Origin of the sequence: Pelagibacterium sp., assembly GCF_965249125.1 — a bacterium.
Classification (GTDB): Bacteria; Pseudomonadota; Alphaproteobacteria; order Rhizobiales; family Devosiaceae; genus Pelagibacterium.
On sequence record NZ_OZ252217.1, the window covers coordinates 921508 to 946256 of the forward strand.

Here is a 24749-nt window from a genome sequence, read left to right on the forward strand (position 1 = left end):
TTTGGGTTTTCAGCGCCGCCATCTGGCAAGGCGCAGTTCGACGAAACGCAGCCCCTCGGTCACGATGACTCCGATGACTGCCAGCGAAAGGACGATGACGAAATATTCCGCCATCCTGAACGTGTTGCCGTAGATGGCCAGGAGGCCACCCAGTCCGCGCACGGCGGTATAGAGTTCGGCAACCACTGTGTTGATAAGCCCGATTGTAGCACCGAGCCGAAGGCCGACGATGACATAAGGCACGGCGCCGGGCAGCACGATGCGGGTGAAGATCCGAAACCGTCCCGCCCCCACCGAGCGGGCCATTTCGATCAGTTCGGGATCGGATTGGCGCACACCGGCGTAGGTGTTGATGAGGATGGGCATCACGGCGCCCAGGAAAACGATAAACACCTTGGCCTCGCTGCCCAGCCCGAGCAACACGATAATGAGCGGGATGAACGCGACGCGAGGGGTGGCCGAAAGCGCATAGACATAGATTTCGAGCGTGCGGCCAAACAGGTTGAAGGCGCCCATGGCCACCCCGAGCGGGATGGCGCAGAGGATCGCGAGGCCATAGCCGGACAGATAGACCGATACAGAATCGATAAACGCCGTCTGCAGCCGCCCCTCCTGCAGCAGTCCGCCGGCGGCCAGCAATGTTGCCCAGGGCGAGGGGATGATGTTGCGCGCCACATTGACCGAGGCGATCCACCACAGAATGATCAGCAGGCCGAGAAACCCGATCCGGGTGGCCGCAACGAGCCATGGGCCGGGCTCGTCGCCCGGCTGGATGGACACGGCTTTGGGTGGGGGCTGGCTCATCCGCGTCCCCGCTTCTTGCTGGCGGCAGGAGGCGCCTCGCGCAGATCGCGGCCGGTGAGGGTCAAAAATACGCTTTCAAGGCTGGGCTGGTCGACGGAGACCTGGCGCAACTGGGTTCCAAATTCGGCCAGAAGGGTATCGGCACTGCCGGCATTTTCGGCCTTTATGAGCAACTGACCTTCGGCACCTTCGACCGTTCCGGGATAGCGCGCCAGAAGCGCGGCATGGGCCTCGGGCGTGCGCGGGGTGACGCGGAACAGGCTGGTGCCGTGCGCGGCCTTGAGCGATTCCGGCGTGCCACGCGCCAGGATCTTGCCGTGATCGATGATGCAGATGGTGTCGCAGGTGTCCACTTCCTCGATGTAGTGGGTGGTCACGATGATGGTGAGGTTCTGGCTGGCCCGCAGCTGTTCGAGATAGGACCAGATCTTGGCGCGCGACTGAGTGTCCAGACCGATGGTGGGTTCATCGAGAAACAATATCTTTGGCTCGTGCATCAGGCCGCGGGCGATTTCCAGCCGCCGCCGCATGCCTGCCGAGAGCGTCCTCGCCACGGCATCGCGCCAGTCGGAAAGCTCTACCAGCGCGAGCATTTCATCGATGCGCCGCCGCCGGTCGGCGCGGCTCATCTGATAGACCATGCCGTGGAAATCGAGGTTTTCGTAAACCGAGAGGCGCGTATCGAGGGTTGCTTCCTGAAATACCACGCCGAGCTGTTTGCGGGCACGAAGGGGGTGTTTTACGACATCGATGCCAGTGATTTCCGCCCGTCCGCCGTCAGGCTGGCTGATGGTGCAAAGGATATCGATCAGGCTCGATTTTCCCGCGCCGTTGGGGCCCAGCAAGGCAAAGGTTTCACCCTGTGGCACCGAAAGGGACACGTCATCGAGTGCCAGCACACGGCCGAAGCGCTTGGATACGCCTTCAACAACGATTGCGGGTGCCCCGGCGGCATCATCGCTCATGAAAGAACTCCCTGTGCCCGTAGCGTGCGGGTGAACAACCGGCTGATATCATCGTCGGTCGAAACCGTCACGAAATGCCAGTGTTTTGAATTGAAAAGCCCGCGCATTTCCTCCTGCCGCGCGGCAAACAGCTTGCGATAGCGGCTGAGCAATCCCGCGTCGATGGCCAGTTCCAGTTCCTCACCGGTTTCGGCGTCCTCTATGGTGACGATGCCGGTTTCGATGCCGGCCGGATCGATTTCGCGCGGCGTGAGGATCTGGACGGCCAGCACTTCGTGCCCGGCGGAAAACAGGATATCGAGGGCCGGGCTGATGTCGCCGTCCCACCAGTCGCTGATGGCGATGACCAGGCCATGGGAGGGCAGGTCCCGGCGCAACGTCCGCAGCGCTTCGTGAAAATCGCTTCGACCGGCACCGGGCTGTTTGGCGATCCAGTCGAACATCAGATCGGCCCGCGCCGCGCCGTGCCAGCGGGGAGAGAATTTTTTGCCCTTCTCGCCCGGCACCACGACCTGAATCCGGTCGCCTCCGGCAAGGGCGGCAAAGCCGAGCAATTGTGCGACCAGTTTTGCGCGCTCTGATTTTTCAGCCCCATCGGCGGTCATGGACCTGGATAGATCGAGAACGATCGTCACCGGCAATTGCTGGTTGAGCGAATATTCGCGCACCACGAATTCTCCGGTGCGGGCATAAAGGTGCGGATCGAGGTGCCGTGTGTCGTCGCCCGTCTGGTAGGGGCGGTGGTCGATAAACTCCATGCCCGGTCCCTTGCGCCGCGAACGGCGCTCGCCCGTGCCAACCGATGGTTGGGCAAAGGCCGGCAGCAGCCGGCTGGTCGTAAGACGTTCGAGAAGGGCGGAGGGCGGACGCATCAGAGTTTGCTCATGGTCTGGTCGAACAGGCGCAGCAGCAATTTGTCGATATCGATATTGGCGGCGCGGCCCTCGAAGTTGACCTGCACGCGATGGCGCATGACGGGCAACAGGACGGCGCGAAGATCGGCGACCGAAACATGGTTGCGGTCCGCCATGAAGGCATGCGCCTTGGCCGAGACGACGAGCGATTGCGCCCCGCGCGGGCTCACTCCGAACCGCACATAGCGGGAGACGTCCCTGTCCGCCGTGGCCCCGCCGGGCTGGGTGGCCAGACAGAACCGGGCTACCGCTTCCTGAATGGCGGTGGCGATGGGCACAGAGCGGACATGTCCCTGAAGTGTTAGAATGTCCCGCGCCGTCATCGCCTGGGTCAGCGTATCCTGACTGATGCCGGTCGTCGCGGCCAGGATGCCCGTCAGCACCTCCTGGTCGGGGTAGGGAACGTCGATGCGAAACAGAAACCTGTCGATCTGGGCTTCGGGAAGCGTGTAGGTGCCCTCCATCTCGATGGGGTTTTGTGTCGCCAGCACAAAAAACGGCTTTGGCAATTCCATCGTCGTGCCACCGGCCGAAACCGTCCCTTCCTGCATGGCCTCGAGCAGCGCCGACTGGGTGCGGGGGGTGGCGCGGTTTATCTCGTCGGCCAGAAGCAACTGGGCAAAGATCGGGCCCTTGCGGAATTCGAGCTGGGTGCGTCCGTCGGCGGTAGGGACCAGAACCGAGGCGCCGGTGATGTCGGCTGGCATCAGGTCCGGGGTAAACTGCACACGCGAGAAGGTCAGGCCGGCGGCCCTTGCCAGCGAACGCACCATCAGCGTCTTGCCCACGCCCGGAGGACCTTCGAGCAATACGTGCCCGCCCGCCATCAGCGCGATCAGCATGAGATCGACAACGCCTTGCTGACCGATCACCGCCGTCGCGATGGAGTCCCGCGTGCGGTTGAGGGCCTCGCGCAGCGCGGCCAGTTGGGACGCGCCGTCTTCGAGAGGTGTCTGTGGCGAGATCGCAGTCATGAGATTGGTGCTCCTTGGCGCGAGGTCTGAGAGTGTTCACTTGTCGTCGTCGATTTGCGCCGGGCCGGGAACCTGCCATAGCGCAGGGTCAGATCAATGAGAAAGGCGGCAAATGCCAGGAGGGCCCATGCCGGCCAGTTGTGCAGCCAGGTCAGTGCGGGGCCGTCACCCAGCGTTGAAATCTCCTGCGGCGTTATTGCCGTTCCTCCCGTCGCGCGAGCCAGCGCCTGGGCTCCGCCCACGCGCGAGAAATCATAGCGCGTATCGTAAGAATGGTAATAGGCCGTATGGATAGGTTCGGCGTCGTCGCCCTGATCGATGGTGAGGCCATAGCGGCCGACGGCGTCGAGCACGCGGCGTCCTTCATAAAGCCCGGGGCGGACTTCGGTCAGTGCCGTGGTTTCGGCATTGCGATCCTGGGGCGGCGTGACTGTCGCGACCAACGAGCGGCCCGTCAGTGGCAAACCGTCCGCGTCCAGCGCGCTGACCCGCAGATCGAGATAGTCGCCGTCGCTTGCCGTGGTCAGCGTCAGGCCCGGACGCGGCGTGGTCGGCTGGAACTGGAGGAGGATGTCGTTCCAGAGCGCTCCATATTGGGGCAGTCGCTGCCAGGCATCGGACCATGGCCCGGTGGCGTCGGTGGCCAGCGCCATCACCATGCCGTTGCCATAGCGCCAATAGGCGAGTACGGGCATGTCGCGCCCTTCATCGTCGGTGGTTGTCGCCACCAGTTCGGCATCGGGCTTGGCGGTGGTGCCGACAAATCCGGCCAGCGGCGGCAATTGCACCGGAAGGGCCTGCAGGAAATTCGCGCTGCGATCGAGCCAGACCGGCTGGGTCGGCCCTTCCTTGACCGGAGAGGCAAGCAGCATGGCTTCTTGCGAGAGGATCGAGGGCAGCGCTTCGAAATCGGCGGTGACATGGGCCGCGCCGCCGCCGAGGTCGGCAATTGTGCGGGCCACCGTGGTGTCGGCGCCCTGGCCGATGGCTACTGCGGAAACCGTTATACCTTGCGCGCGCAACTGGCCGACGATACCGGGAAAATCGCCCGGCTGGCTCAAGCCGTCGGTCATCACCACGATATGTTTAGCCGGCGCGTCGAGGCCGTTCATCATGTCGAGCGCCTCGACGAGGCCGGGATAGATCGCGGTGCCACCGCCCGGATCGAAGCCTTCGAGGGATGCTTGCACCGCATCGGGCGCATCGGCGAGCCGCGTCAGGGGAAGCAATGTCCGCGCTTCGGCATCAAAGGCGATGATGCCGACCTGGCTCTGGGGATTGAGCAACTCGGTCGCGGCCATTGTCGCGTTTTTCGCAACGTCGAGCCGGTTGCCCTCGCCCACCGGCTGCTGCATCGAGCCGGACCGATCGAGAACGAACACCATCACGACTTCGGGTGCATCCTGTGGCACGCGGCTCGATAGAGGCGAGACCGCTTCAAGCGGCGTACCGAAATAGCCGCCGGGACCGAAACTGTTTGGCCCGCCAAGAATCAGCAGCCCCATGCCGTATTCTTCAACCGCCGTTTCGATCAGCGATTGCTGCAGCGTCGTCAGAGAAAGGGCAGGGGTGTTCAAAAGCACGATATCGCCGAACCCCAGCCAGTCCTTGAGGTAGTAGGGGGCCCGGCGCGGTTCGAAAACTGTGGCTTGGAGCCCCTGATCGTCGAGAAGGCGCCGGAAGGCTTCGCCATGGGCCGGATCGGCGGAAATGATCGCGATGGGCCGGACCGGGGCCGTGGTGAGCATCTGGCCGATGGCATCGTTCTGCGGGAAGGGGTCGGTGGCCGCGAGGCGAATTTCGACGAGGTTCTCCCCGCTTTCGATTTCCGGGAGCACAGCCTGAATTCTGTTCTGCCCGATGTCGAGGTCGACGTCCTGGCTGGCAATCGCTTCTCCGTTTGCAACGATCTCCATGCTGACGGTCTGCGCATCGCCGCTCTGCACGAGCGCGGTCAGGGGAACGGCCTCGCCCGAGAGCACCTGCTGGGGCACGTCGAGGCGCCCGACAAAGATTTCCCCGTCATCGAGCGGCGGCGTTTCGAGATAATTGACGGTGATCCCGCGCGCGGCCAATGCCCGTTCCAGCTCCGGCTCGGGGGCGGTATCACCGGCGAGAACAACGTATCCGTCCTTTCCGGGAGGGATCATGGCCACGGCCAGTTCGAGCGCCTGGGCGGTATGGGTGACGCGCAGAACGTTCGATGACGCCGGCCCCGAGGTTCCCAGATCGGCAACGACATGGGCCGACGGACCGGCGACGAGACCGCCGACGCCCGAGCTGCCGGTCCCTGTCGAGGTCGCGGCTTGCAGGCCGTCGGACTGCGCCGTCACCATCACCACGCCGGCTTTCGATCCGAGCCATGGCCAGGCAAAATTGGCGATCGCGGCCACCAGCAGGGCAAGCGTTGCCAGCCGAAGCGCCGAAAGACGGGGCATCCAGCCCTGCCTGCGGGCCGTCAGGACACCCTCGATAACGACAACCAAGAGGCCCGCCCCGAGCAGCCAGAGCGACAACCCCTGTGGCCAGCCCAAGGCGCGCGATCCTTCCGAAGTTTGGGCGGTTTGCCCGGGCGCGGCCGGGTTGATGGCCAGAAGATGGGTCAGGGCGCCTTGCCCGACCCGGAACAATCCGACCTCCTGGGGAATGAAATCGCCCTCGGGCACCCGGGCCGACTGTCTGCCGGGATATTCAAGGTTGCTGAGGGGCTGACCCAACAGGCGGGCATCGATCCGGCAGGGCTGCCCCACCGTGCAGCTTGTGGTTGGCGCCGCGCCCGGCTGGCGACCGATCCAGTCAATGAGATTGGCAACAAAGATCGGCATGCTGCTGGTTTGCGGCCAGTTGGACTGGCGGGGATCGAACCCGATGCGGATATGGCGCCCGGTCTCTGTTGCCGCCGCTGTGATCAGGGGCACCCCGTCAGCCGACAGCAGCGTGGTTTCCCCGTTCTCGGGTGTCAGCCCCGTGGCGGTCGCCAGGGAAAGGGAGGCCCAGTCCATGTCTTGCGAGAGTGGATGATCGGTGGCCCAATCGTCGGGATCGGCATCATCGAGCGGAGCGCCGCCCGTTTGCAAAATGATCGAATTGGTCGCCGGCGCGGCGAGGGCCTGTCCGGTTTCGACGATGACCAGCCCAAATCCGTTGGCCGCATCGCCGGGCGTCGAGTCCTGGAATATCCGGACTCCCGGCACGGCGTTGAGCGCCCTGAGCAGGGGCTGGTCGCCATCGCCGACATAGAGAATGTCGAGCGCTTCAGTGACCGGTTCGGCGATGAAGCGCAGCCGGTTGTCGCGCGGGTTGGCATCGGTGGGAACAAAGGCGGTAACGATACCGGGGCCGGGCAGTTCGAGGTCTTGGGAAAATGCAACAGGACCGCTTTCCCCTTCCGATTGCTCGAGGGCTATCGTCGCCCAGTCGAGCGGCGTTCTGCTGCTGTCGGCCGCATATTGCACGGTAATGGACAGGGTTTCGCGTCCGCCCAACGCCGCTTCGCCCTGCAACGTCCAGGTATCGGTCGCGGCATCGGACAATAAGAGGGTACCGCTGATGGCGGAATTGTCGCCGCCGGTCGCAACGATATGCTGGGAAAGCCTGAGATTCTCGGTGGTTGCGACAAAGTCGGGGGGCGCCGGCTCGTTTGAGACCAACAGGATTTCGGTGACCTCGCCATCGCGCGCGATACCGGGAATGAGCCTGGCTGTCTCTTGCCAGTCGGTTGCGCCGTCGGTCAGCGGCACGGCGTCAAGCGCCTGGTTCAGATTATCGCCCGACCATGCCCAGCGGGCGGCGATATAGCCGGGCTGCGGGCCCGCGGCGATCACCGACAGGCGCTCGGGCGCTGGCTGCAACTGGCCGGCGAAATCGGCTAGGACGTCGCTTTTGGCGGTTTCGAACGCCGTCCGGCCATCTGCGCTGGTGCGCATTCCAGCGGAACCGTCGATGACAATGATCATGTGATCGGGGACAGCACGATTGCCCCAGAATGGCTGGATGAGGGCCAGCGTGAAAAGCGCAACGGCCAGAAGCTGAAGAAGGAGCGGAACGGTGATCGGCGGGATCAGCCGTGCCTTGGGTTTCAGTCCCGCATGGGTCTGCAATTGGCGCCACAGGGTCAGGCTGGGCACCATCTGCCGATATTCCCGCCGGCTGTGCAGGAACCATACCAAACCGGCTGCGAGCAGCAACGTCGCAAAAAAGGGCGCGGCAAATCCGATCATGGTTTCGGCCAGACCCTCATTGCGCCGCGCGCTCGAAATAGCGGGCGGTGATGTCGCGGGCCGGGAGCGGAACGAAATCGCGCGCTACCGGCTCGGACGACCCCGAGCCGGTCTGGCCCCCGATCGCATTGGCGGCGCCCTGGTCGCCGCCTTCTGCCGCCTGTGGAACAATCTCGATCCGGATGCGGCTTCCGCCAGCTTGCGGCTCGGCGCTGACAATCATGTCCTCGCCCGGCTCGGCGCCCAATTGGGTAAAGGCGTCGTCTGTCTGCATGTCCTGTTCGCCCAATCCGGCGGCGTTGGAAAGTCCGCGGCCCGACTCCAGCGCCGCGCCAACGGGAATGCTCCCGATGGACTGGAGTTGCTGGGGCTCCATCAATTGCGGTCCCTCGCCGGGCGATCCGCCGCCAAGATCGGTGGGCGGTTCGCCGTTGGAGACGATTTCGGCATTGGCCAAACGCTCGTCATCGAGCCGGTTCGCATATTGCTCGGCAAGCTCGGGACGCGCCTCGTACATCCCAGGCCCTTCCGGGGTTGCCTGTATGGCATCGCCGCGTCCCTGGGGCGGTCCGAGTGGTTGGGTCGATGGTGGGGCCCGGCTCTCGTCTTCCATTGCCTGAAGACCGGCCTCAAGCTCGTCGAGCCGCGTGCCGTCGGTATTGCCGAGCCAGTCGGGAGGATTGTCGCCATAGGCGGCGGCCGCCTGATCGAGAAGATCGTTGATTTCGCGGGCAAGTGCGTCGGACAGCCCCTGCGCACCGGCAGTTTCGGCACGTTCCGCGAGTGTTCTGGCGATAGCGCCCAGCAAGACGTCATCGCGCGTTTGGGCGTCTTCGGCGATCATTTCCGCGATCGTCGAGATCGTTTCGGCATCTGCGGGCTGACTTTGCGTGACGGGCTCTTGGGGAACGGCAGGGGCGGGCATCCGCGCCAGCCAGATTGCAGCCAGCGCCAGACCCGCAGTGAGCGACAGCGCGACCGCAAAACCTGGCGTTAACACGCGCAACAGGCGGGAAGGCACAACGGTATCGATCCGATCGCGAACCGATCCAACCAGTTCCTTGGGCACGGCGTTGGCCAGGGCCCCGGGGCCTTGGACCAGTTCGACGGCGGTGCCGTAGGCCTCATCAAAGCCTGTTGCCTGGTCGATGAAGAAGGCTTCCTGCACCGGCGACCGGCGCTGCATCCACGCGACAACCCCGGCTGTGAGGATTGTCGCCAGTGCCGTTGCCAGTACCACTGGCGTGGCGTCGATCGATGCGATTCCAAGTCGGTCCAAAGCCAGCACAGCCAGCAGCGCGGCCACGGACGCCAGCGCGCAGGCCAGCGCGATCCGAGCCAGTGTCCGGGCCCGGCGCCGCGCGATGACGCTGTGGAGAGGCGATAGAATGGGGTCCGTCAGCATCGCGTCGGCCATGGTTCACCGCGCTCCAAGAAGACGGGCCAATTCACCAAAGGGCGTTGCCGGGAGGTTCCGATAGGTGAGGATGACAAGCGCGGCCAGAACTATGGAAATGTAGAGGTGTCGCTTGACGAGCCATCCATGGGCGTCGGGAGCGAGCGACGCCAGCAGATAGCCGCCAAGCAGCGGTGGGATGGGGATGATGTTGAGTGCCAAGGTCCAGGCGGCGACGTCGGCGGTCATCCTGATCGTTGCGTCGACGAACGCCGCGCTGCTGGCAGGCCAATTGGTCGCAACCCACGGCAAGGCCAGCAACACGAGATTGCCAAGGAGAAATATCGCCGCCATGGTCAGCACGGCGACGATCACCGGTGTTGCGCGTCCCATCCTGCCCGCGGCGGGGTCGATCTCAATGGGCCGTGTCCATCCCGCGCGCCCGACCGTTCCGGCCAAAAGCCCGAAGATATCGATATGTACAAATGGGTTAAGGGTCAGCTTGCCGTCATAGACGGTGCCCTTGTCGCCCAGCAGTCGGGCAAAACCGGCAACGGAAAAGCCCATGAAAGTCACAACGACGACCGTGGCGATGGCGCGCATCACAAGCTGCTGGAAACTCAGATCGAACATCGGCGAGCCTCCACGGCGATGTTATCGATGATCCAGAATACCGCCATTGCTCAGTTGCCGCTTACATCGGTCAGCCCGTTTTCGGCCAGAAGCGCGTCAATGGTGCCGTCGGCCCTGAGCGCGGCAATGGCATCGGACAATAAATTGTTGAGATAGCTGTCTTCGGCCCGCGTGGCGATACCGATTTCGATAGGGTCGACGGGAAAGGGCAGGTCGTAGGAATAGCTGAACCCGGCGGCGTCGGGGTCTCCGTCGGTCGCACCGAACAACCCGTATTCCCAGATCATGCCGGCGCCGATCGTACCATCGACGAGCCGCTCGAGCATCAATTCGTTGTCGGGGTAAGGCGTGCGGCGCCAGGTGCTCTCTTCTGCCTGTGCGCCCAGATACTGGATCAGACGGTTATCGCCCGCCGCCATCATGCGCACGCCTATAGTCTCGCCGAAGGGCATATCGGCCAGTGCCGCCGAGTCCGAGCGGGTCACCAGAACCGTTTGGGCGCTGAGGTAGGGCTGGCTTATGGTCATCCAGGCGGGATTGGACGGGGACAGCAGGAATCCCATGAAGCCGTCGCATTCCTGCGCCAGCATTATGAACATCTGCTGCTCGGTGAGAACAATCCGATAGTCGAGCGGCAATGGCCGTGTCGGCCAGTCGCGGGCGCCCACCTCGTAAAATTCGACTTCTGCCAGAAGGCTCTGACCGATGGACTGCGCGAGTTCGCGTTCGAACGGGGCCAGAACGCCTTCGGGGTTGATACAGAAGACCAGCTTGGCGCCCTCTTGCCGCATGCGTTCGGTGTAGAGGTCGCGCGGTACGATATCGAAGGACTGGGCGAATGCCGATCCTGCAAAGAGCATTGCGGCGCTTGCCAGTCCGATAGGGGAAGCAGTTTTGCTCAAGAGCGGCATCCATCCTCCCTGAAGGTCCGCAGATGCCGGCAATCCGGCACGTAAAGACAAGAAGGGGTCCAGCGGCGAACCGCTGAACCCCGGTTTGTCGGTCAGGTCTTACTCTTCAGGCAGAGCGAAGACATAGACGGCGGAATTGCTGCCGCCCTGATCGATATTGTCGTCGATCATCCCCATCAGCGCCGACGAGAAGCCGGCGGGGCCCGCCGGGATCGCGACGTACTGACGGCCATCGACCTCATAGGTGATCGCGTGACCCGAGGCATCCGATGCCAGGCGCGAGCGCCACAGCATGTCGCCGGTTTCGGCGTTGAAGGCCTTGAGATAGCGATCACCACCACCGGTGAACAGCAGGTTGCCGGCAGTCGTCATAACCGGCGAGTACTGTGCAGCGGGCTGTTCCCAGCTCCAGACGGTTTCGCCGGTGGCGATATCGATGGCATCGATACGGCCGACATTGGTCTCTTCGGGCGGCAACACGTATTCGGAATCCACGTTGTAGACGTCGAGCGCGGTGGGCTCGTTGTCACGGGGCGTGGAAATCTGACACGTGTTGTTGAGCGGGATGTAGTAGATGCCCGAGTTGGGGTTGAACGCGGAAGGCGGCCAGTCGCGGCCACCGAGATAGGCCGGGCAGTGCTCCACGGGAACACCGATCTCATCGAGGATGACATCTTCGTTGACGGTCACGAGACCGGTTTCGTCGATGCTGTCGATCATGTTGGTGTAAGCGGTGTCGCGGGCCCAGAGGAACTCACCGGTTTCGGCGTCGAACTGCCACATCGTTCCGGTCTTGCACGGCACGCCAGTCAGAACGCGGCGACCTTCGCCCGAGGCATTCGCACCGATGGCGCGCAGGCCATCCATGGAATCGCTTGGGTTCACGTCGGTATCGGCCACGATCATTTCGAAGGTGCATTCCTGATCCCAGTTGTCGCGGGGCAGGGTCTGGTGGCGCCAGGCGATCTCGCCAGTCTGCGGATCGACCGCAAAACGGGTGTTGGTGCCGTAGAGCGTGCCGCCCGGAGTGCCGCGCTGGACTTCCGCAGCTGGGCCAACCGCGCTCGAGCCGTAGAAGACGAGGTCGAGTTCGGGATCGTAGGTGATCTGACCCCAAACGCCGGTCATCCAGCGCGATTCATAGTCGTTGCCCCAGGTTTCGTCGCCTTCTTCACCCGGCTCGGGGATGAAGGTGTTGCGCCAGAGCTCTTCGCCGGTTTCGGCGTCATGGCCGGAAATGAAACAGCCGAACGCCGAATACTGGCAGGACGAACCGGCCACGATCACGCCGTTCGCCACAATCGGGCCCGACGTATTGGAGACGAGATCGGTGCCCTGGCCACGGTCGACTTCCCAGGCCAACTGGCCGGTCTTCATGTCGAGAGCGACAAGGAAATTGTCCCAGCTCATGAAGTAGAGATGGTCGCCATACACCGAGATGCCACGCTTGCGATCGCCGAGCGAATGCAGGGTGTTGGTGTCGGGCAGGCGGCGGTTGTACTGCCAGATCAGATCGCCGGTGACGGCGTCCAGGGCCTGGATGGTGTCGCCGGGATTGGCGATGAACATGACGCCGTCGTAAACGATCGGCGAGGTCTGCATCGGGCCGGTTTCAAGGCCGCGAGACCAGACCATCTGGAGCTGACCGACGTTGTCGGCGTTGATCTGGTCGAGCGGGCTGAACCGATAGTTGTCGACAGCACGGCCATACGCGAGCCAGTCGCCATCATCGGGGTTTGCGAGCATTTCGTCGGTCACCGGCGCCAGATCGCTGATCGCGGTCTGAGCGAACGCCGGTACGGCGATCAGCCCGAAAGCCGTGGTCCCCGCAAGGACCATTTTCAACAGTTTGGAAGACACTTGCCTCACTCCCTTTCCCTTATGGTACGAGTTGTTGTTGGGCGTGGGAAAGCCGGAGGCCCGGCCTTCCCATGGGTTCTGATCGCAATCCTAGCCCTCGGGCGTGGGGACGATCATGATGGTCGAAAGCGCTTCTTCAGTGCCTTCGAGTTCGGCGTCGCCGGCTGGGGCGCCATGCAGTTCGAGCAGGTAGGCGACGATGTCGGCGTATTCCTGGTCGGTGAACCAGCCTGCATTGCCCGGAGGCATGTTGGCGCGCATGTAGTCGAAATAGGTGTAGAGCGATTGGTCGGCGTATTTGCTGTCCAGCGTGTAACCGATCAGTCCCGGAGCCGCGGATGAGCCGCGCGCCGTGTTGGAATGGCATGTCGCGCAGTCTGGGCCGAAAAAGCCCATGCCGCGATCAGCCTGTTCCTCAGTATAGACACCATCGAAAATCGTGCGCTCGCCGCCCTCGGCGGGGGCTTCACTTTCAACTTGTTCAACTTGGGCCACGTCCGTTGCCTTGGCTTCAAGCGCAGCGCGCTGCTCGGCTGACATGTTGCCGAACGCAAAAGCCGAAGTCGCGGTCAGGGCGGCAATTCCGACTGCGACAAGCGCAGACCGCCCAGCGAGACCCAGATTTGTGGGTTTCCACATACTCAAATCCTTCATTTTCAGAATCGAAACTCCTCCTCGTTTTGCCGACTTCCGGTTTTCCGATTTGTCGGCTGCGATCGCCTGCTGTGGCATATGGCCGGGCGACGAGGCGCCGCATTGTGAAACGCCATTTCACAAAATTGCGCTTCCGCGGCGTGTTGAGTCAAGCTGATATGTCAGCAATGCTGCGCAAAGTTATTTCGATTTCCGGCAGTTCGCCGGAAAGAATGTGCCTGTCCGGTCCGAATTGCCCAAAATTTGGCCCGAAAACGTGCGTGCCGACCATGCGGGGCGGTTCAATTGTGGAGTTTTAAAATCGAGAATTAGACGAAAGTCTAGTTACATGCATTATACTGTATTACCAGTCGGGGACGTGGATGGGGGCACGAGGGGAAAGCATGGTTTCGTACAGAAAGGTTGAGGCCCTGAGTCGCGGCCTGACCATATTGCGGTATGTCAACGAGGAGCCCGATGCCACAGTGGGGAGCCTCCATGCCAAGTCGGGACTCGACAAGGCGACTATCGTTCGCATGCTCGAAACCCTCGAACATGAGGGCTATGTGACCAGGGGCGGCGGGGCCCAATGGCGGGTGACGGGAAGAACCATTCTTCTCTCGGGCGGATATTCGGCGGTACGGGAAATGGGAAGGCTGGCCAGTCCGATTCTCAGCGAGAGCCGTGAAATTCTCAAATGGCCGGCCAGTTTCGGGATTTTTGACCGCGATGCCATGATCATCGCCGATACGACCCATGACTGGCGCGGCATGATGGTTACTCGCCAGCCCAACCATCGTCCGCCCATGCTGACGACATCTCTTGGCCGGGCCTATCTGGCATTCATGGATGACAGGGAGCGCAACGCGCTGCTCGATCTGCTGCGCCGCGATCCGACAGGATGGAACGTCATGGCCAACAAGCCGGGCAAGATTCGGGATTTGATCGCCGATATCCGCGCCAAGGGCTATGCTGTGGCGGACAACAATTATATGGCGCACACTTTTGGCGGCGATATCTGGGGCATGATTGTGCCGGTCAGGGGCAAGACACAGCTGTATGGCGCTCTGGTCATCATGGTTCTGCGCCGCGTGATCGGGGAAGAGGAGGGCGTGTTGGATCTGGCGCCGCGCATGCTGGAGGTCGCCCCACGCATAGCGGAGGCCCTTGGCGGATAGGACGAGGAGGAAGGAAGATGTCGAGCGGGCTGCGCCGCACTCTTGCACTGGTTTCTTTACTGGTTGCCTGCACTGCCAGCGGGCAAGAGCCCGGCCAGTGGCAGGGTGGGGTCGAAGGCCCCCAGCCGCGTTCGGAAATGGCCGTGGCGCAGGACGGTGACCTAGCCTATCTGATCGGCGACTATGTCGGGGCCACCCAAGTGCTGATCTATGATCTCGATGCCCAAAGCTGGAGCGTCGGACCCGATTTCCCATATGCCCTGCATCACCCCATGGCCGCGGCGCTGGACGGAAACGTCTTTGTCTTCGGCGGCTATATCAACGGCTGGGAAGCGAGCGATGCGGTCTGGGTTCTCGACGGCCAAACGCTGGAATGGAGCGAGGCAACCCCCATCCCCTCGCCGCTGGCAGCGGGAGGGGCGGCGATTGTCGATGGCAGGGTTCATCTCGTGGGCGGATCGCTCTCGGGCGCGGCCAATACCGACGCCCACATGATCTACGATCCGCGAACCGATGCGTGGGAAACCGCACCTGCGATGCCCACGCCGCGCGACCATCTCGGGGTTGTTGCGATTGCCGGCGAAATCCTCGCCATTGGCGGGCGGGTCGATGGCGATCCGGCGTTCAATCTCGATACTGTCGAAATCTACGATTCCCGGTCCGGTGCCTGGCGCAGCGGTGCGCCGATGCCGACCGCGCGCAGCGGGGTCGCCGCCACCGTGCTCGATGGCAGGGCGTTCGTCTTCGGGGGAGAAACGCGCGAGGTGACCTTTGCCGAAGCCGAGGCCTATGACCCGGCGGCCGACAGTTGGACTGAACTGGCCCCGCTCCCCACTCCGCGCCACGGGTTTGGAGCGGTGGTCCATGAGGGACGGATATTGACCCTCATGGGTGCGCCGACTGCTGGCGGGGATCGCTCCGCTCTTGTGGAAGTCTTTGTGCCCTCGGACCGATAACTGATTTTTCTTGCGGACACTTTGGCGGCGGCATAGGCACGGTCATGGTCTCAATTCTCTATGTCATGGCTGCCGATCCCGAATACGGCCCGCGCCTTAAGGCCCGGATCGACCCTCTGATGTCCGGTGTCGGTCCGGTGGAGGCGGCGATAGCACTCACCCGCGCCTTGGCGGAAGCGCGGTCCGGTCATAGCTTGCCCGACCTAGTCGTGTCGCTGGGTTCGGCCGGCTCGGCGACGCTCGAGCATGCCGGGGTTTATCAGGCAGCCTCGGTTTCCTATCGCGACATGGACGCCACGGCGCTGGGGTTCGGGCGCGGGGTGACCCCGTTCCTCAACCTGCCGGCCGTTTTGCCTCTCGAGCCCAAGATACCGGGGCTGGCTCCAGCGCGATTGTCGACCGGGGCCAATGTGGTTTCAGGGGCCGGCTACGCGGCCATCGATGCCGATATGGTCGATATGGAATCGTTTGCCGTGCTGCGCGCCTGCCAGTCGTTCGATGTTCCGCTCGTCGTGGTACGAGGCATTTCCGACGGGGTAACCGAACTCACCGGCATGTCCGACTGGACGGCTGACCTCGCCATCATCGATGAAAAGCTTGCCCAGGCGGTTGATCTGATCGAGGCGCATGCGAACAGTATTTTCTAGCAACCAAGTGCGGCCGGCTTCATTGACCTGCCACATCGCCACGGCAATTATGGAAAAATGATTTCTGTCGCTTCCTACAATATCCGCAAAAGCGTGGGCACCGACTGGCGGCGCGATCCGGGCCGCATCCTCGATATCATCGCTGAAATGGGCGCCGATATCATCGCGCTCCAGGAGGTCGACCGGCGGTTCGGGAGGCGTGCCGCATCGCTGTCGCCTGAGATGGTTGCCGAACGGACCGATTATTGCGCCATCAGTTTCGGGGTGCGCGAGCAAAGTCTCGGCTGGCACGGCAATACGATCCTTTATCGTCAAGGTATCGAGGTGCTCGACACCAAAACCCTGACGTTGCCCGCGCTGGAGCCCCGCGGTGCGGTGCTCGCCGACTTCCAGGTTGGCAATGAGCGTCTGCGCGTTATCGGGTTGCATCTGGGACTTGTCGATCTCTGGCGACGCCGACAGGCGCAATCGGTGCTCAACCAGCTCGATGTCCTCGATGAGACGCTTCCTACCGTCATTATGGGCGACCTCAACCAATGGACAACCGAGGGCGGGTGTCTTGCCCATTTTTCGGAAAATCATCAGGTGATCGCCCCGGGCCCGAGTTTCCATTCGTCGCGTCCCGTGCTCAATTTCGACCGCATCATAACGACCATGGACATCGAGGTTACCGCGTCGGGCGTCCATATCTCGGACCTGTCCCGCAAAGGCTCGGATCACCTGCCGGTGTGGGCACGGATCAAGATCAATGCCGAGGCCCGCGAAATCGCGCAGTCTGCCTGAGGTTTCATCCTTGGGGCTTGCATTGAGGGCTGATATTGGCCATCTGTCCCCTGGAGTGCTTCCAGGATAAGCGGGTACTATTTATCCGGTTCGGAAGCGCGACAAAACAAAGACCTGGAGCAATTGAGGCGATTCAAGGAAGCGCTGAAATGCTCCAGAACAGACTTTCCCGAAATGACCAGAGTTCTCTATGGCCGCGCCACTCCTCGCCCTGCAATCGATCCGCCTTGTCATGGGGTCGACGCCCCTGCTTGAAGGGGCCGACCTCTCGGTGGCGCCGGGTGAAAAGATTGCTTTGGTCGGCCGCAACGGATCGGGCAAGTCGACCCTGCTCAAGATCGCCGCCGGAACTATCGAACCTGACGGGGGCGAGCGGTTCTTCCAGCCGGGCGCTACCGTGCGCTATCTGCCGCAGGAACCCGATCTGTCGGGCTTTGAAACGACGCTTGCCTATGTCGAGGGCGGTCTCGAAGGGGCCGACGACAATTATCGCGCGCAATATCTGCTCGAACAGCTGGGCCTGACGGGCAGGGAAAATCCCGCCTCGCTGTCGGGCGGCGAGGCGCGCCGCGCCGCGCTGGCTCGCGTCCTTGCGCCCGAGCCCGACATCCTGCTTTTGGACGAGCCCACCAACCATCTGGACCTGCCGGTCATCGAATGGCTCGAAGAAGAGCTCAAATCGCTGCGGTCGGCTCTCGTTCTCATCAGCCACGATCGCCGGTTCCTGTCCGATCTGACGCGCAGCACCGTCTGGATCGACAGGGGACAGACTCGCCGCATCGACCAGGGGTTCGGCGCCTTCGAAGCCTGGCGCGACGATTTCCTCGAGCAGGAGGAAAAAGAACAGCACAAGCTGGCGCGCAAGATCGCCGCTGAAGAACACTGGGTGCGCTATGGCGTCACCGCGCGCCGCAAGCGCAATGTGCGGCGGATGGATCTGCTGAGTGGGCTGCGCCAACAGGTCAAGGATTATCGCGGGCCGCAGGGCACCGTCAAAATGACAGTCGCGGAGGGCCGCAGTTCGGGCGCCATGGTGGTGGAAGCGGAAAATATCCACAAGGCGTTCGGCAAGCGCGTGGTCGTCGAGGATTTTTCCACCCGCGTCATGCGCGGCAGCCGCGTTGGCATCGTCGGGCCCAATGGCGCGGGCAAGACCACGCTGATCCGCATGCTGACGGGCGAGATCGAGCCCGACAGCGGCACCGTACGGCTCGGCACACGGCTCGAATTGGCCGTGCTCGACCAGCGTCGCGCCTCTCTCGACCCCGAAGCCACGCTCAAGGACGTCCTGACCGGCGGGGGCAGCGACACGCTCACCATCAACGGTCAGCCCAAGCACGTCATCGGCTACATGAAGGAATTCCTGTTCACCCCCGAGCAGGCCCGCACCGTGGTGAGCAAGCTATCAGGCGGCGAGCGCAACCGGGTCACGCTGGCACGGGCATTGGCGCTGCCATCGAACGTTCTTGTGCTGGACGAGCCGACCAATGATCTCGACCTCGAAACCCTCGACCTGCTTGAGGAGATGATCGCCGATTATCAGGGCACCGTCATTGTGGTCAGCCATGATCGCGACTTTCTCGACAAGGTCGCGACCTCGATCGTCGTGGCCGAGGGCGATGGCGATTGGAACGAGTATGCCGGCGGCTATACCGACATGGTTGCCCAGCGCGGGGCAGGGGTTTCGGCGCGCAAGGTGGAAAAGCCGGCGCCCGCGCCAAAGGGCAAATCGGCTCCCGCAGCAGCTCCGCCCCAGCAAAAGCGCAAGCTGTCATTCAAGGACAAGCATGCCCTTGAGACGCTGCCCCGCGAGATGGACGGCGTGCGCGCGAAGATGACCACGCTGCAGGCGCTGCTGGACGATCCCGGCCTTTACAATCGTGACCCCGGCAAATTCCAGACGGTGACAGCCGAGCTGGCCAGCGCGCAGGAAAAACTGGCCGGGATGGAAGATCGCTGGCTGGAGCTTGAATTGCTGCGCGAGGACATCGAGGGCTGATCCCGCGATTCTCACAAATGTGCGATCACATTTATCCTTTCCCGATTGTAAACCAATCTCCTGCTAGATCGCGCTATGAATATCCGTGCATAGAATATGCCGGTTTTCGGGCCGATGGGCCGCTTTTCAAGGATGTGCGGTGATCCGCGGGGGACCATCCGGATGCAACTGGGGCGTGATGCCAAAGGGCAACACATCTGTTGTCTGTGTCCAAGAGGGCGGAACAATGTCGCGCCTGCCATATTTCACATCGCGCCGTGCAAGCCATCCGCATAACAAGAAGCAGACAAGATGACCTCATTGACCACGCCACTCCCCCGCCGCCAATTTCTAGCCGGAGCCGCCAGCCTTTCGGCTCTTGCGCTTGCTGGATGCTCCAGCATGGGGACGCCTGAGCCGCAGGTTCCCGCCGCCCCGCAATTCGACCCCTTTTATGTCAATATGTATCGCGGCGTGCAGGACGGGGAATTTTACGTGCCGGCCGTCGATCTTCGATATGTCGACCCCGTCTATTATCGCCGGGTCGTTCCCGACCCCACCGGCGAACGTCCGGGCACGATCTATGTCGATACCGCCCATCACTATCTCTATTTTGTTCAGGAGAACGGCCAGGCCATGCGCTATGGCGTCGGGCTGGGCCGGGAAGGGTTCGCCTGGTCGGGTCGCGGCACGATCCAGTTCAAGCGTCGCTGGCCGACCTGGACCCCGCCGTCCGCGATGATCGAGCGCGAGCCCGAGCTCGAGGAATGGCGCAATGGCCAGCCGGGCGGGCTGGACAATCCGCTCGGCGCGCGCGCTCTCTATATCTTCCAGAATGGCCGCGATACGCTGTATCGCATTCACGGCACTCCCGAGCCCTGGACCATCGGGTCCAATGTCTCCTCGGGCTGCGTGCGCCTGATGAACCAGGACATCATGGATCTCTATTCGCGCGTTTCGACGGGCAATACGCTTATTGTTGCCTGACCGCTTTCAGCGTTTGCGCCAAACCCGCCCGTCCGGTACCAACCGGGCGGGTGTTTTTTAGCAGGATGACATGCGTTCTTTCGACGTGGTTGTGATTGGGGCCGGGGCGGCCGGCATGATGTGCGCCGCGACGGCTGGCCAGCGTGGCCGATCGGTCCTCATTGTCGATCACGCCGAGGCGCCTGGCAAAAAGATACGCATTTCGGGCGGCGGACGGTGTAATTTCACCAATGTGCATACAACGCCGCAATCGTTCCTGTCGCGAAATCCCAAATTCGCCATTTCAGCCCTGAGGCGCTACCGCCCGGCGGACTTCATTGCGCTGATCGAACGCTATGGCATCGCCTATCACGAAAAAACGCTCGGCCAGCTTTTCTGTGATGGCTCGGCGCAACAGGTCATCGACATGCTGCTCGATGAAATGGAAGCGGGCGGGGTAAAGCTTGAACTGGGTGTCGGGGTCGAAGCGATCGAGCCCATGCCCAACGGATACACGCTGCGGCTGCCCGACGGGCAGGTCTGTTGCACATCGCTGGTCGTTGCGACGGGCGGCAAGTCCATCCCGAAAATGGGTGCCACCGGGTTTGCGTATCAGGTCGCCGCGCAGTTTTATGTCCCTGTCGTCGAGCCGCGCCCGGGCCTGGTGCCGCTGACTTTCGAAACCGGCATGCTCGACCATCTTCGGTCTCTCGCCGGCGTGTCCGTGGATGCACGCGTGAGCTATGGCAAGACGGCATTCCGCGAGGGACTGCTGTTCACCCATCGCGGGCTGAGTGGTCCGTCGATCCTGCAAATCTCGTCCTATTGGCGCGAGGGAAACCCTGTGGCGATCGACCTGGCGCCGCAATCCGATATCGGCCAATGGCTGGTCGAAGCGCGTACGCGCAGCGGCAGGCAGACTGTCCTCAATGCCCTTGCCGAACTGCTGCCGCGCCGGGTGGCCGAACTGGTGGTGGGGCAGGCGGGGGTTTCAGGCAATCTTGCCGATCTGGGGCGCAAGGGAATGGACGCCCTCGTCGCTGCGGTATCGGACTGGCGCGTAAAACCGGTCGGAACGGAAGGATACCGCACGGCCGAAGTCACACTTGGCGGTATTGATACCGCCGCCCTCAGCTCGACCGACATGCAGGTCAAAGCCGTTCCCGGCCTATATTTCATCGGCGAGGCCGTTGACGTCACCGGTTGGCTCGGAGGCTATAATTTCCAGTGGGCCTGGGCATCGGGCAAAGCCGCCGGGCTGGCGGTCTAGAGCGTATCCAGCAAAAGTGGAAACGGTTTTGCGGTTCGGACACGCGACAAAACAAAGGTTTAGAGCCGAGGATTTGATTCAATCAAATCCTGAACGGCTCTAGGCCGGACTGAGCACCGTATGGACGGTTCCGGCTATGCTGGCGAGCCGCAATTGGGCGCTGGTGGGGGAAAGCTGGCTCGAGGCGACCAGGTATCCCACCACGGCCAAAGAGATGATCGCCAGCCAGCCAATAACGAACCCTCGTCGACTGTACCCCTTTATGGGAGCCGATGAGGCCGAATGGGCGGGGGTACGGGCAAAGCCTGGCAAACTCATAAATCACAAATCCGGGAGTGGTTGACGACCGGTGCGGTTATCGCCGGTGATTGTGCTGGGCCAATGGCGCAAACATGCCGAGACAAAGGCATTAGCGACACATTTGCGCCGGCGGCCGAAAGCGGCTGAGTCAAGAGAAACGAGTGGAGCGCCATTTGTGTTCCCATGCCCGGAATTGTGGGGGATTCTCGTTCCATTGGGGAACCAAGCGGGGAAGGCGACGTTCAAAGGCCATGACGGTTGGAACGCCGATCGTGGCATGAGTTGAGCCTCGCGGTCCCAGCCTGAGAACTTGAAACAAGCGATTTCAGGAGAAAACTAATGTATCGCAAGCTTCTTGCCTCGACCGCGCTGGCTCTGGTTGTTACCGGCGGCGCCTATGCGCAGGAAATGGCCCCCGCCGATCCGGCTATGGCCCCTGCAGAACCCATGATGGAGACCCCCGCGGAGCCTGAAACCCCGCAGGAGCCTCTTGTTAGCGCTGCCGATACCGGCATCAATGCCGATGGATGGCTCGCTACCGAAATTATCGGTGAAACCATCTACAATTCCACCGGGGACGACGCTGAAGCGATCGGCGACGTGAACGATTTCGTGCTCGACCAGAACGGCGAAATCGGTGCCGTTGTCGTCGGCGTCGGCGGTTTCCTTGGCATCGGCCAGAAGAGCGTCGCCATCAACTGGGCCGATCTCGAGCTTGCCCAGGATATGGACGGCAACAATCGCCTGGTTGCCAGCATGACCCGCGAACAGCTGGAAAATGCAGCGGAATTCGATCGTCAGGAATGGTTGGCCAGCGAAGCTGAAGCCGCAGCCGACATGGAAGCTGCCAGTGATGCCGTGGCTCCTGCCCCTGCCGGCGACGCGATGGCACCGGCCGCTCCGGCTGGCGATGCGATGGCGCCCGCAGCTCCGGCTGGCGATGCAATGGCACCAGCGGCTCCGGCCGGCGACGCGATGGCACCGGCCGCTCCGGCTGGCGATGCGATGGCGCCCGCAGCTCCGGCTGACGACGCAATGGCCGCTGAAGAAGCCGCTCCGGCCGAAGACGCGATGGCTGCCGAGGAAGCTCCGGCTGAAGGCGCTGAAGCCGATGCTGCCGCCGCCCTCGATTTCGACAGCATGGAGGCTGTGACCACTGCCGATATTTCGGCCGATGAGTTGACCGGCACTGCGGTTTACGGTGCGGGCGATGAAGAAATCGGCTCGATCGGTGATATCCTGCTCTCGGAAGACGGTGCGGTTGATGCCGTAATCATCGACTTTGGCGGTTTCCTGGGCATCGGTACCAAGCCCGTTGCTGTCGGTTTCGATAACCTCACCTTCATCCGCGACGAGAATGGCGGCCTGATCCTGCGCACTGCTCTTACCGCAGAGGAACTGGAAGCTGCTCCGGAGTACAATGAGGAAGCCTATCTCTCGGCTCCCGAAGACAACTCGCTGATGATCGAGTAGGATCTCTTTAAACGATCAACGGGAAAGGGCCGGGCGCAAGCCGGCCCTTTTTCTATGGGCCAGGAGCGCTGGCCAGGCGGATGTCTCGCCGGAACTGGCCGTTGGCAACGCGCATTTTACCTTCAAAGGAGAAATGCCATGAGTGACAAGAACATACCGGTCTATTTCGATGCCGGAGCGGTCGTGCGGACCCCCGCCGAAATCGCCGGCGATCCCACGCTCTCTAACGCGCGCAAGATCGAGCTGCTCAAGAGCGTCAAGGAACGCAATGCGGCCCCGGAAAACCAGGGGGTGCTCAGGGACGCCGATATCGAACTCCACAAGCTGCTCAAGCTCAATACGCTCGCCGGTGACCGTTGATCATCGCGCATAAAAAAGCCGGCCCTACCGACCGGCTTTTCTCGTTGATGCTGGAACTGGATTGCTACTCTTCGTCATCGCCGCCGGAGGTGCCGAAATACCAGCCGAGGGCTATGGCGGCCACGGCGGGCCAGAATAGTGGCCCCTTGGCCCGCGATGCGATGCGCAGACCGGCCGAAGCCAGCGAGACTGTCGATGCCATCATTGCCGTATTGGCGGCGCTGCGGCGTCTTTCTTCCTTCTTGCGGCTGTTGCGGGCTATGACGATGGCCAGAGCAATGCCGGCGATTGCCACAAAACCGGCACCCATGAGCAGGGCGGCGCCCAGCGGCGTGGTCTCCTGGGCCAGCCAGATGTAGAGCGCAGCGACGAGGAAGCCGAGGCCGACAAGTCCGACAAGGCCGATGATTGCATAGGCCGCAACCGACTGCCCCACCGACCGGACGGCCGATGTTGCGCGGCCGGTCACCGCGGCGAAAGGTGCGGTGAGCGCCATGGCGCCGCTCCTTAAAGTATCTTGGAAAGAACGTAGCCGATGCCGGCCGCGATAAGCACTGACGAGATCGGCTTTTCGCGGATCATCGATTTCAGCTCGCCTTCCGCGGCCTCGAAACTGTCCTGGACCTGCTCCATCGTTTCTTCGCCCTTGCGTTCAACGTTCTTGCGAAGGCGGCGCGCTTCGGTCTTGGCTTCACCTGTGCGGTATTTGACGACATCGCCAAGCGTTGCGGTTATCGCTGCCACATCTTCGCGCAGAGCGGCGATTTCGGCGTCGAGATCCTTTGCCGGATCGTCATTGTTGGTTTTCGCTGTACGGGCAGCGGCTGCGGCTCGGGCCATGATCGGCCTCCCATGTTGGAGTTATACCGCAATCCTAACGCCGCAACAAAAAAGAGGTTCCGGGCCGAATGCCCGAAACCCCTGAATTTCAGGCGTTTTTGTCTTTTCAGGCGGCACTGGAGGACGTCAGGTTCATAACCCCCACCGCCACGGCGTCGGGACCGAACTCGCCGTCCCCTTCAAGCTTGAGAATGGCCGCAAGCTGGGTGCGTGCACGGCTGACCCGGCTCTTGATGGTGCCGACCGCGCAGTCGCAAATCTCTGCGGCCTCCTCGTAGGAAAAGCCCGAGGCGCCCACCAGGACAAGCGCTTCGCGCTGATCTTCGGGAAGCTGGTTCACCGCCTTTTTGAAATCTTCCATGTCGAGCCTGCCGACCTGCTCGGGGTGGCTCGACAGCCTTTCGGCCATTATGCCCTCGGGATCGGAAACCTCACGCTTGCGCTTGCGCATCTGGCTATAGAATTCGTTGCGCAGAATGGTGAACAGCCAGCCCTTGAGATTGGTGCCTGGCGTAAACGACGATCGTTTGTCCCATGCGCGCACGAGGGTCTCCTGCACCAGGTCATCGGCCTTGTCGGCTGCGCCGACGAGCGACATGGCAAAGGCACGCAGGTTGGGAATGACGGCGAGAAGTTCGGCTCGGAAATCGTATGTGTCTGGATTGAACGTATCTGACATGGCCGCCTC

General features: G+C 62.5%; 23 protein-coding genes. 9 read left to right on the forward strand and 14 right to left on the reverse strand.

Annotated features, from left to right (window positions below):
• Positions 1-9 precede the first annotated feature (9 nt).
• The 10 genes from ACP148_RS04575 to ACP148_RS04620 all read right to left on the reverse strand — a co-directional run bounded on the left by ACP148_RS04575 (position 10) and on the right by ACP148_RS04620 (position 13316).
• Positions 10-804 carry an ABC transporter permease gene (locus ACP148_RS04575; RefSeq protein ID WP_425033158.1) on the reverse strand — a complete coding sequence of 265 codons (795 nt, stop codon included), beginning with the start codon at positions 802-804 and terminating at the stop codon, positions 10-12.
• Complete coding sequence (locus ACP148_RS04580; RefSeq protein WP_421951413.1) at positions 801-1769, reverse strand: ATP-binding cassette domain-containing protein; 969 nt, start codon at positions 1767-1769, stop codon at positions 801-803. The genes ACP148_RS04575 and ACP148_RS04580 overlap by 4 nt, the downstream gene beginning before the upstream one ends.
• Complete coding sequence (locus tag ACP148_RS04585) at positions 1766-2641, reverse strand: DUF58 domain-containing protein (protein WP_425033159.1); 876 nt, start codon at positions 2639-2641, stop codon at positions 1766-1768. The genes ACP148_RS04580 and ACP148_RS04585 overlap by 4 nt, the downstream gene beginning before the upstream one ends.
• Positions 2641-3657: an AAA family ATPase gene (locus ACP148_RS04590; RefSeq protein WP_421951416.1), complete on the reverse strand. Its 1017-nt coding sequence runs from the start codon at positions 3655-3657 to the stop codon at positions 2641-2643. The genes ACP148_RS04585 and ACP148_RS04590 overlap by 1 nt, the downstream gene beginning before the upstream one ends.
• A complete protein-coding gene (locus ACP148_RS04595) occupies positions 3654-7877 on the reverse strand; it encodes a VWA domain-containing protein (protein ID WP_425033161.1) in 4224 nt (1407 codons plus the stop codon). Before ACP148_RS04595 ends, ACP148_RS04590 begins: the two co-directional genes overlap by 4 nt.
• 16 nt (positions 7878-7893) lie before the next feature.
• Positions 7894-9294 (reverse strand): hypothetical protein, encoded by a 1401-nt coding sequence (locus tag ACP148_RS04600; RefSeq protein ID WP_421951418.1) that lies wholly within the window; start codon positions 9292-9294, stop codon positions 7894-7896.
• 3 nt (positions 9295-9297) lie between these two features.
• Positions 9298-9906, reverse strand: a complete 609-nt coding sequence (locus ACP148_RS04605; protein ID WP_421951419.1) for a hypothetical protein — start codon at positions 9904-9906, stop codon at positions 9298-9300.
• A 50-nt stretch (positions 9907-9956) separates the two neighbouring features.
• Positions 9957-10808 (reverse strand): substrate-binding periplasmic protein, encoded by an 852-nt coding sequence (locus ACP148_RS04610; protein WP_421951420.1) that lies wholly within the window; start codon positions 10806-10808, stop codon positions 9957-9959.
• 108 nt (positions 10809-10916) lie between these two features.
• Positions 10917-12677, reverse strand: coding sequence for a pyrroloquinoline quinone-dependent dehydrogenase (locus ACP148_RS04615; protein WP_421951421.1), 1761 nt, complete (start codon positions 12675-12677; stop codon positions 10917-10919).
• A 90-nt stretch (positions 12678-12767) separates the two neighbouring features.
• Positions 12768-13316 carry a c-type cytochrome gene (locus ACP148_RS04620; RefSeq protein ID WP_421951422.1) on the reverse strand — a complete coding sequence of 183 codons (549 nt, stop codon included), beginning with the start codon at positions 13314-13316 and terminating at the stop codon, positions 12768-12770.
• 398 nt (positions 13317-13714) lie between these two features.
• Between ACP148_RS04620 and ACP148_RS04625 the strand changes: the two genes are divergently transcribed.
• From ACP148_RS04625 to ACP148_RS04655, 7 genes are all read left to right on the forward strand, one after another.
• Positions 13715-14488 (forward strand): helix-turn-helix domain-containing protein, encoded by a 774-nt coding sequence (locus ACP148_RS04625; protein WP_425033164.1) that lies wholly within the window; start codon positions 13715-13717, stop codon positions 14486-14488.
• Between the two features lie 17 nt (positions 14489-14505).
• A complete protein-coding gene (locus tag ACP148_RS04630) occupies positions 14506-15444 on the forward strand; it encodes a Kelch repeat-containing protein (RefSeq protein WP_421951424.1) in 939 nt (312 codons plus the stop codon).
• A gap of 44 nt (positions 15445-15488) precedes the next feature.
• The gene (locus ACP148_RS04635; RefSeq protein WP_421951425.1) at positions 15489-16091 is read left to right on the forward strand and encodes a 5'-methylthioadenosine/S-adenosylhomocysteine nucleosidase; all 603 of its coding nucleotides are present in this window, start codon (positions 15489-15491) and stop codon (positions 16089-16091) included.
• 57 nt (positions 16092-16148) lie between these two features.
• Positions 16149-16874, forward strand: coding sequence for an endonuclease/exonuclease/phosphatase family protein (locus tag ACP148_RS04640; RefSeq protein WP_421951426.1), 726 nt, complete (start codon positions 16149-16151; stop codon positions 16872-16874).
• Positions 16875-17064: 190 nt separating this feature from the next.
• Entirely contained in the window at positions 17065-18873 is a 1809-nt protein-coding gene (locus tag ACP148_RS04645) for an ABC-F family ATP-binding cassette domain-containing protein (protein ID WP_421951427.1), read from the forward strand.
• Between the two features lie 381 nt (positions 18874-19254).
• Positions 19255-19839 (forward strand): L,D-transpeptidase, encoded by a 585-nt coding sequence (locus ACP148_RS04650; RefSeq protein WP_421951428.1) that lies wholly within the window; start codon positions 19255-19257, stop codon positions 19837-19839.
• Positions 19840-19909: 70 nt separating this feature from the next.
• A complete protein-coding gene (locus ACP148_RS04655) occupies positions 19910-21088 on the forward strand; it encodes an NAD(P)/FAD-dependent oxidoreductase (RefSeq protein ID WP_421951429.1) in 1179 nt (392 codons plus the stop codon).
• Between the two features lie 99 nt (positions 21089-21187).
• Here ACP148_RS04655 and ACP148_RS04660 read toward each other — a convergent pair whose 3' ends face one another.
• Positions 21188-21406 carry a hypothetical protein gene (locus tag ACP148_RS04660; protein WP_421951430.1) on the reverse strand — a complete coding sequence of 73 codons (219 nt, stop codon included), beginning with the start codon at positions 21404-21406 and terminating at the stop codon, positions 21188-21190.
• A 321-nt stretch (positions 21407-21727) separates the two neighbouring features.
• On the opposite strand from ACP148_RS04660, the gene ACP148_RS04665 reads away from it, so the two are divergent.
• Together ACP148_RS04665 and ACP148_RS04670 are read left to right on the forward strand one after the other, a co-directional pair.
• Positions 21728-22861 carry a PRC-barrel domain-containing protein gene (locus tag ACP148_RS04665; RefSeq protein WP_421951431.1) on the forward strand — a complete coding sequence of 378 codons (1134 nt, stop codon included), beginning with the start codon at positions 21728-21730 and terminating at the stop codon, positions 22859-22861.
• Between the two features lie 138 nt (positions 22862-22999).
• On the forward strand, positions 23000-23221 hold the full coding sequence (locus ACP148_RS04670; protein WP_421951432.1) for a hypothetical protein: 222 nt from the start codon (positions 23000-23002) through the stop codon (positions 23219-23221).
• Positions 23222-23285: 64 nt separating this feature from the next.
• Here the strand turns inward: ACP148_RS04670 and ACP148_RS04675 are convergent, their stop codons facing one another.
• The 3 genes from ACP148_RS04675 to ACP148_RS04685 form a co-directional block, all read right to left on the reverse strand.
• The gene (locus ACP148_RS04675) at positions 23286-23717 is read right to left on the reverse strand and encodes a hypothetical protein (RefSeq protein WP_421951433.1); all 432 of its coding nucleotides are present in this window, start codon (positions 23715-23717) and stop codon (positions 23286-23288) included.
• Between the two features lie 11 nt (positions 23718-23728).
• A complete protein-coding gene (locus ACP148_RS04680) occupies positions 23729-24061 on the reverse strand; it encodes a DUF883 family protein (protein ID WP_421951434.1) in 333 nt (110 codons plus the stop codon).
• Positions 24062-24167: 106 nt separating this feature from the next.
• Entirely contained in the window at positions 24168-24740 is a 573-nt protein-coding gene (locus ACP148_RS04685) for a sigma-70 family RNA polymerase sigma factor (RefSeq protein ID WP_421951435.1), read from the reverse strand.
• Positions 24741-24749: the final 9 nt, after the last annotated feature.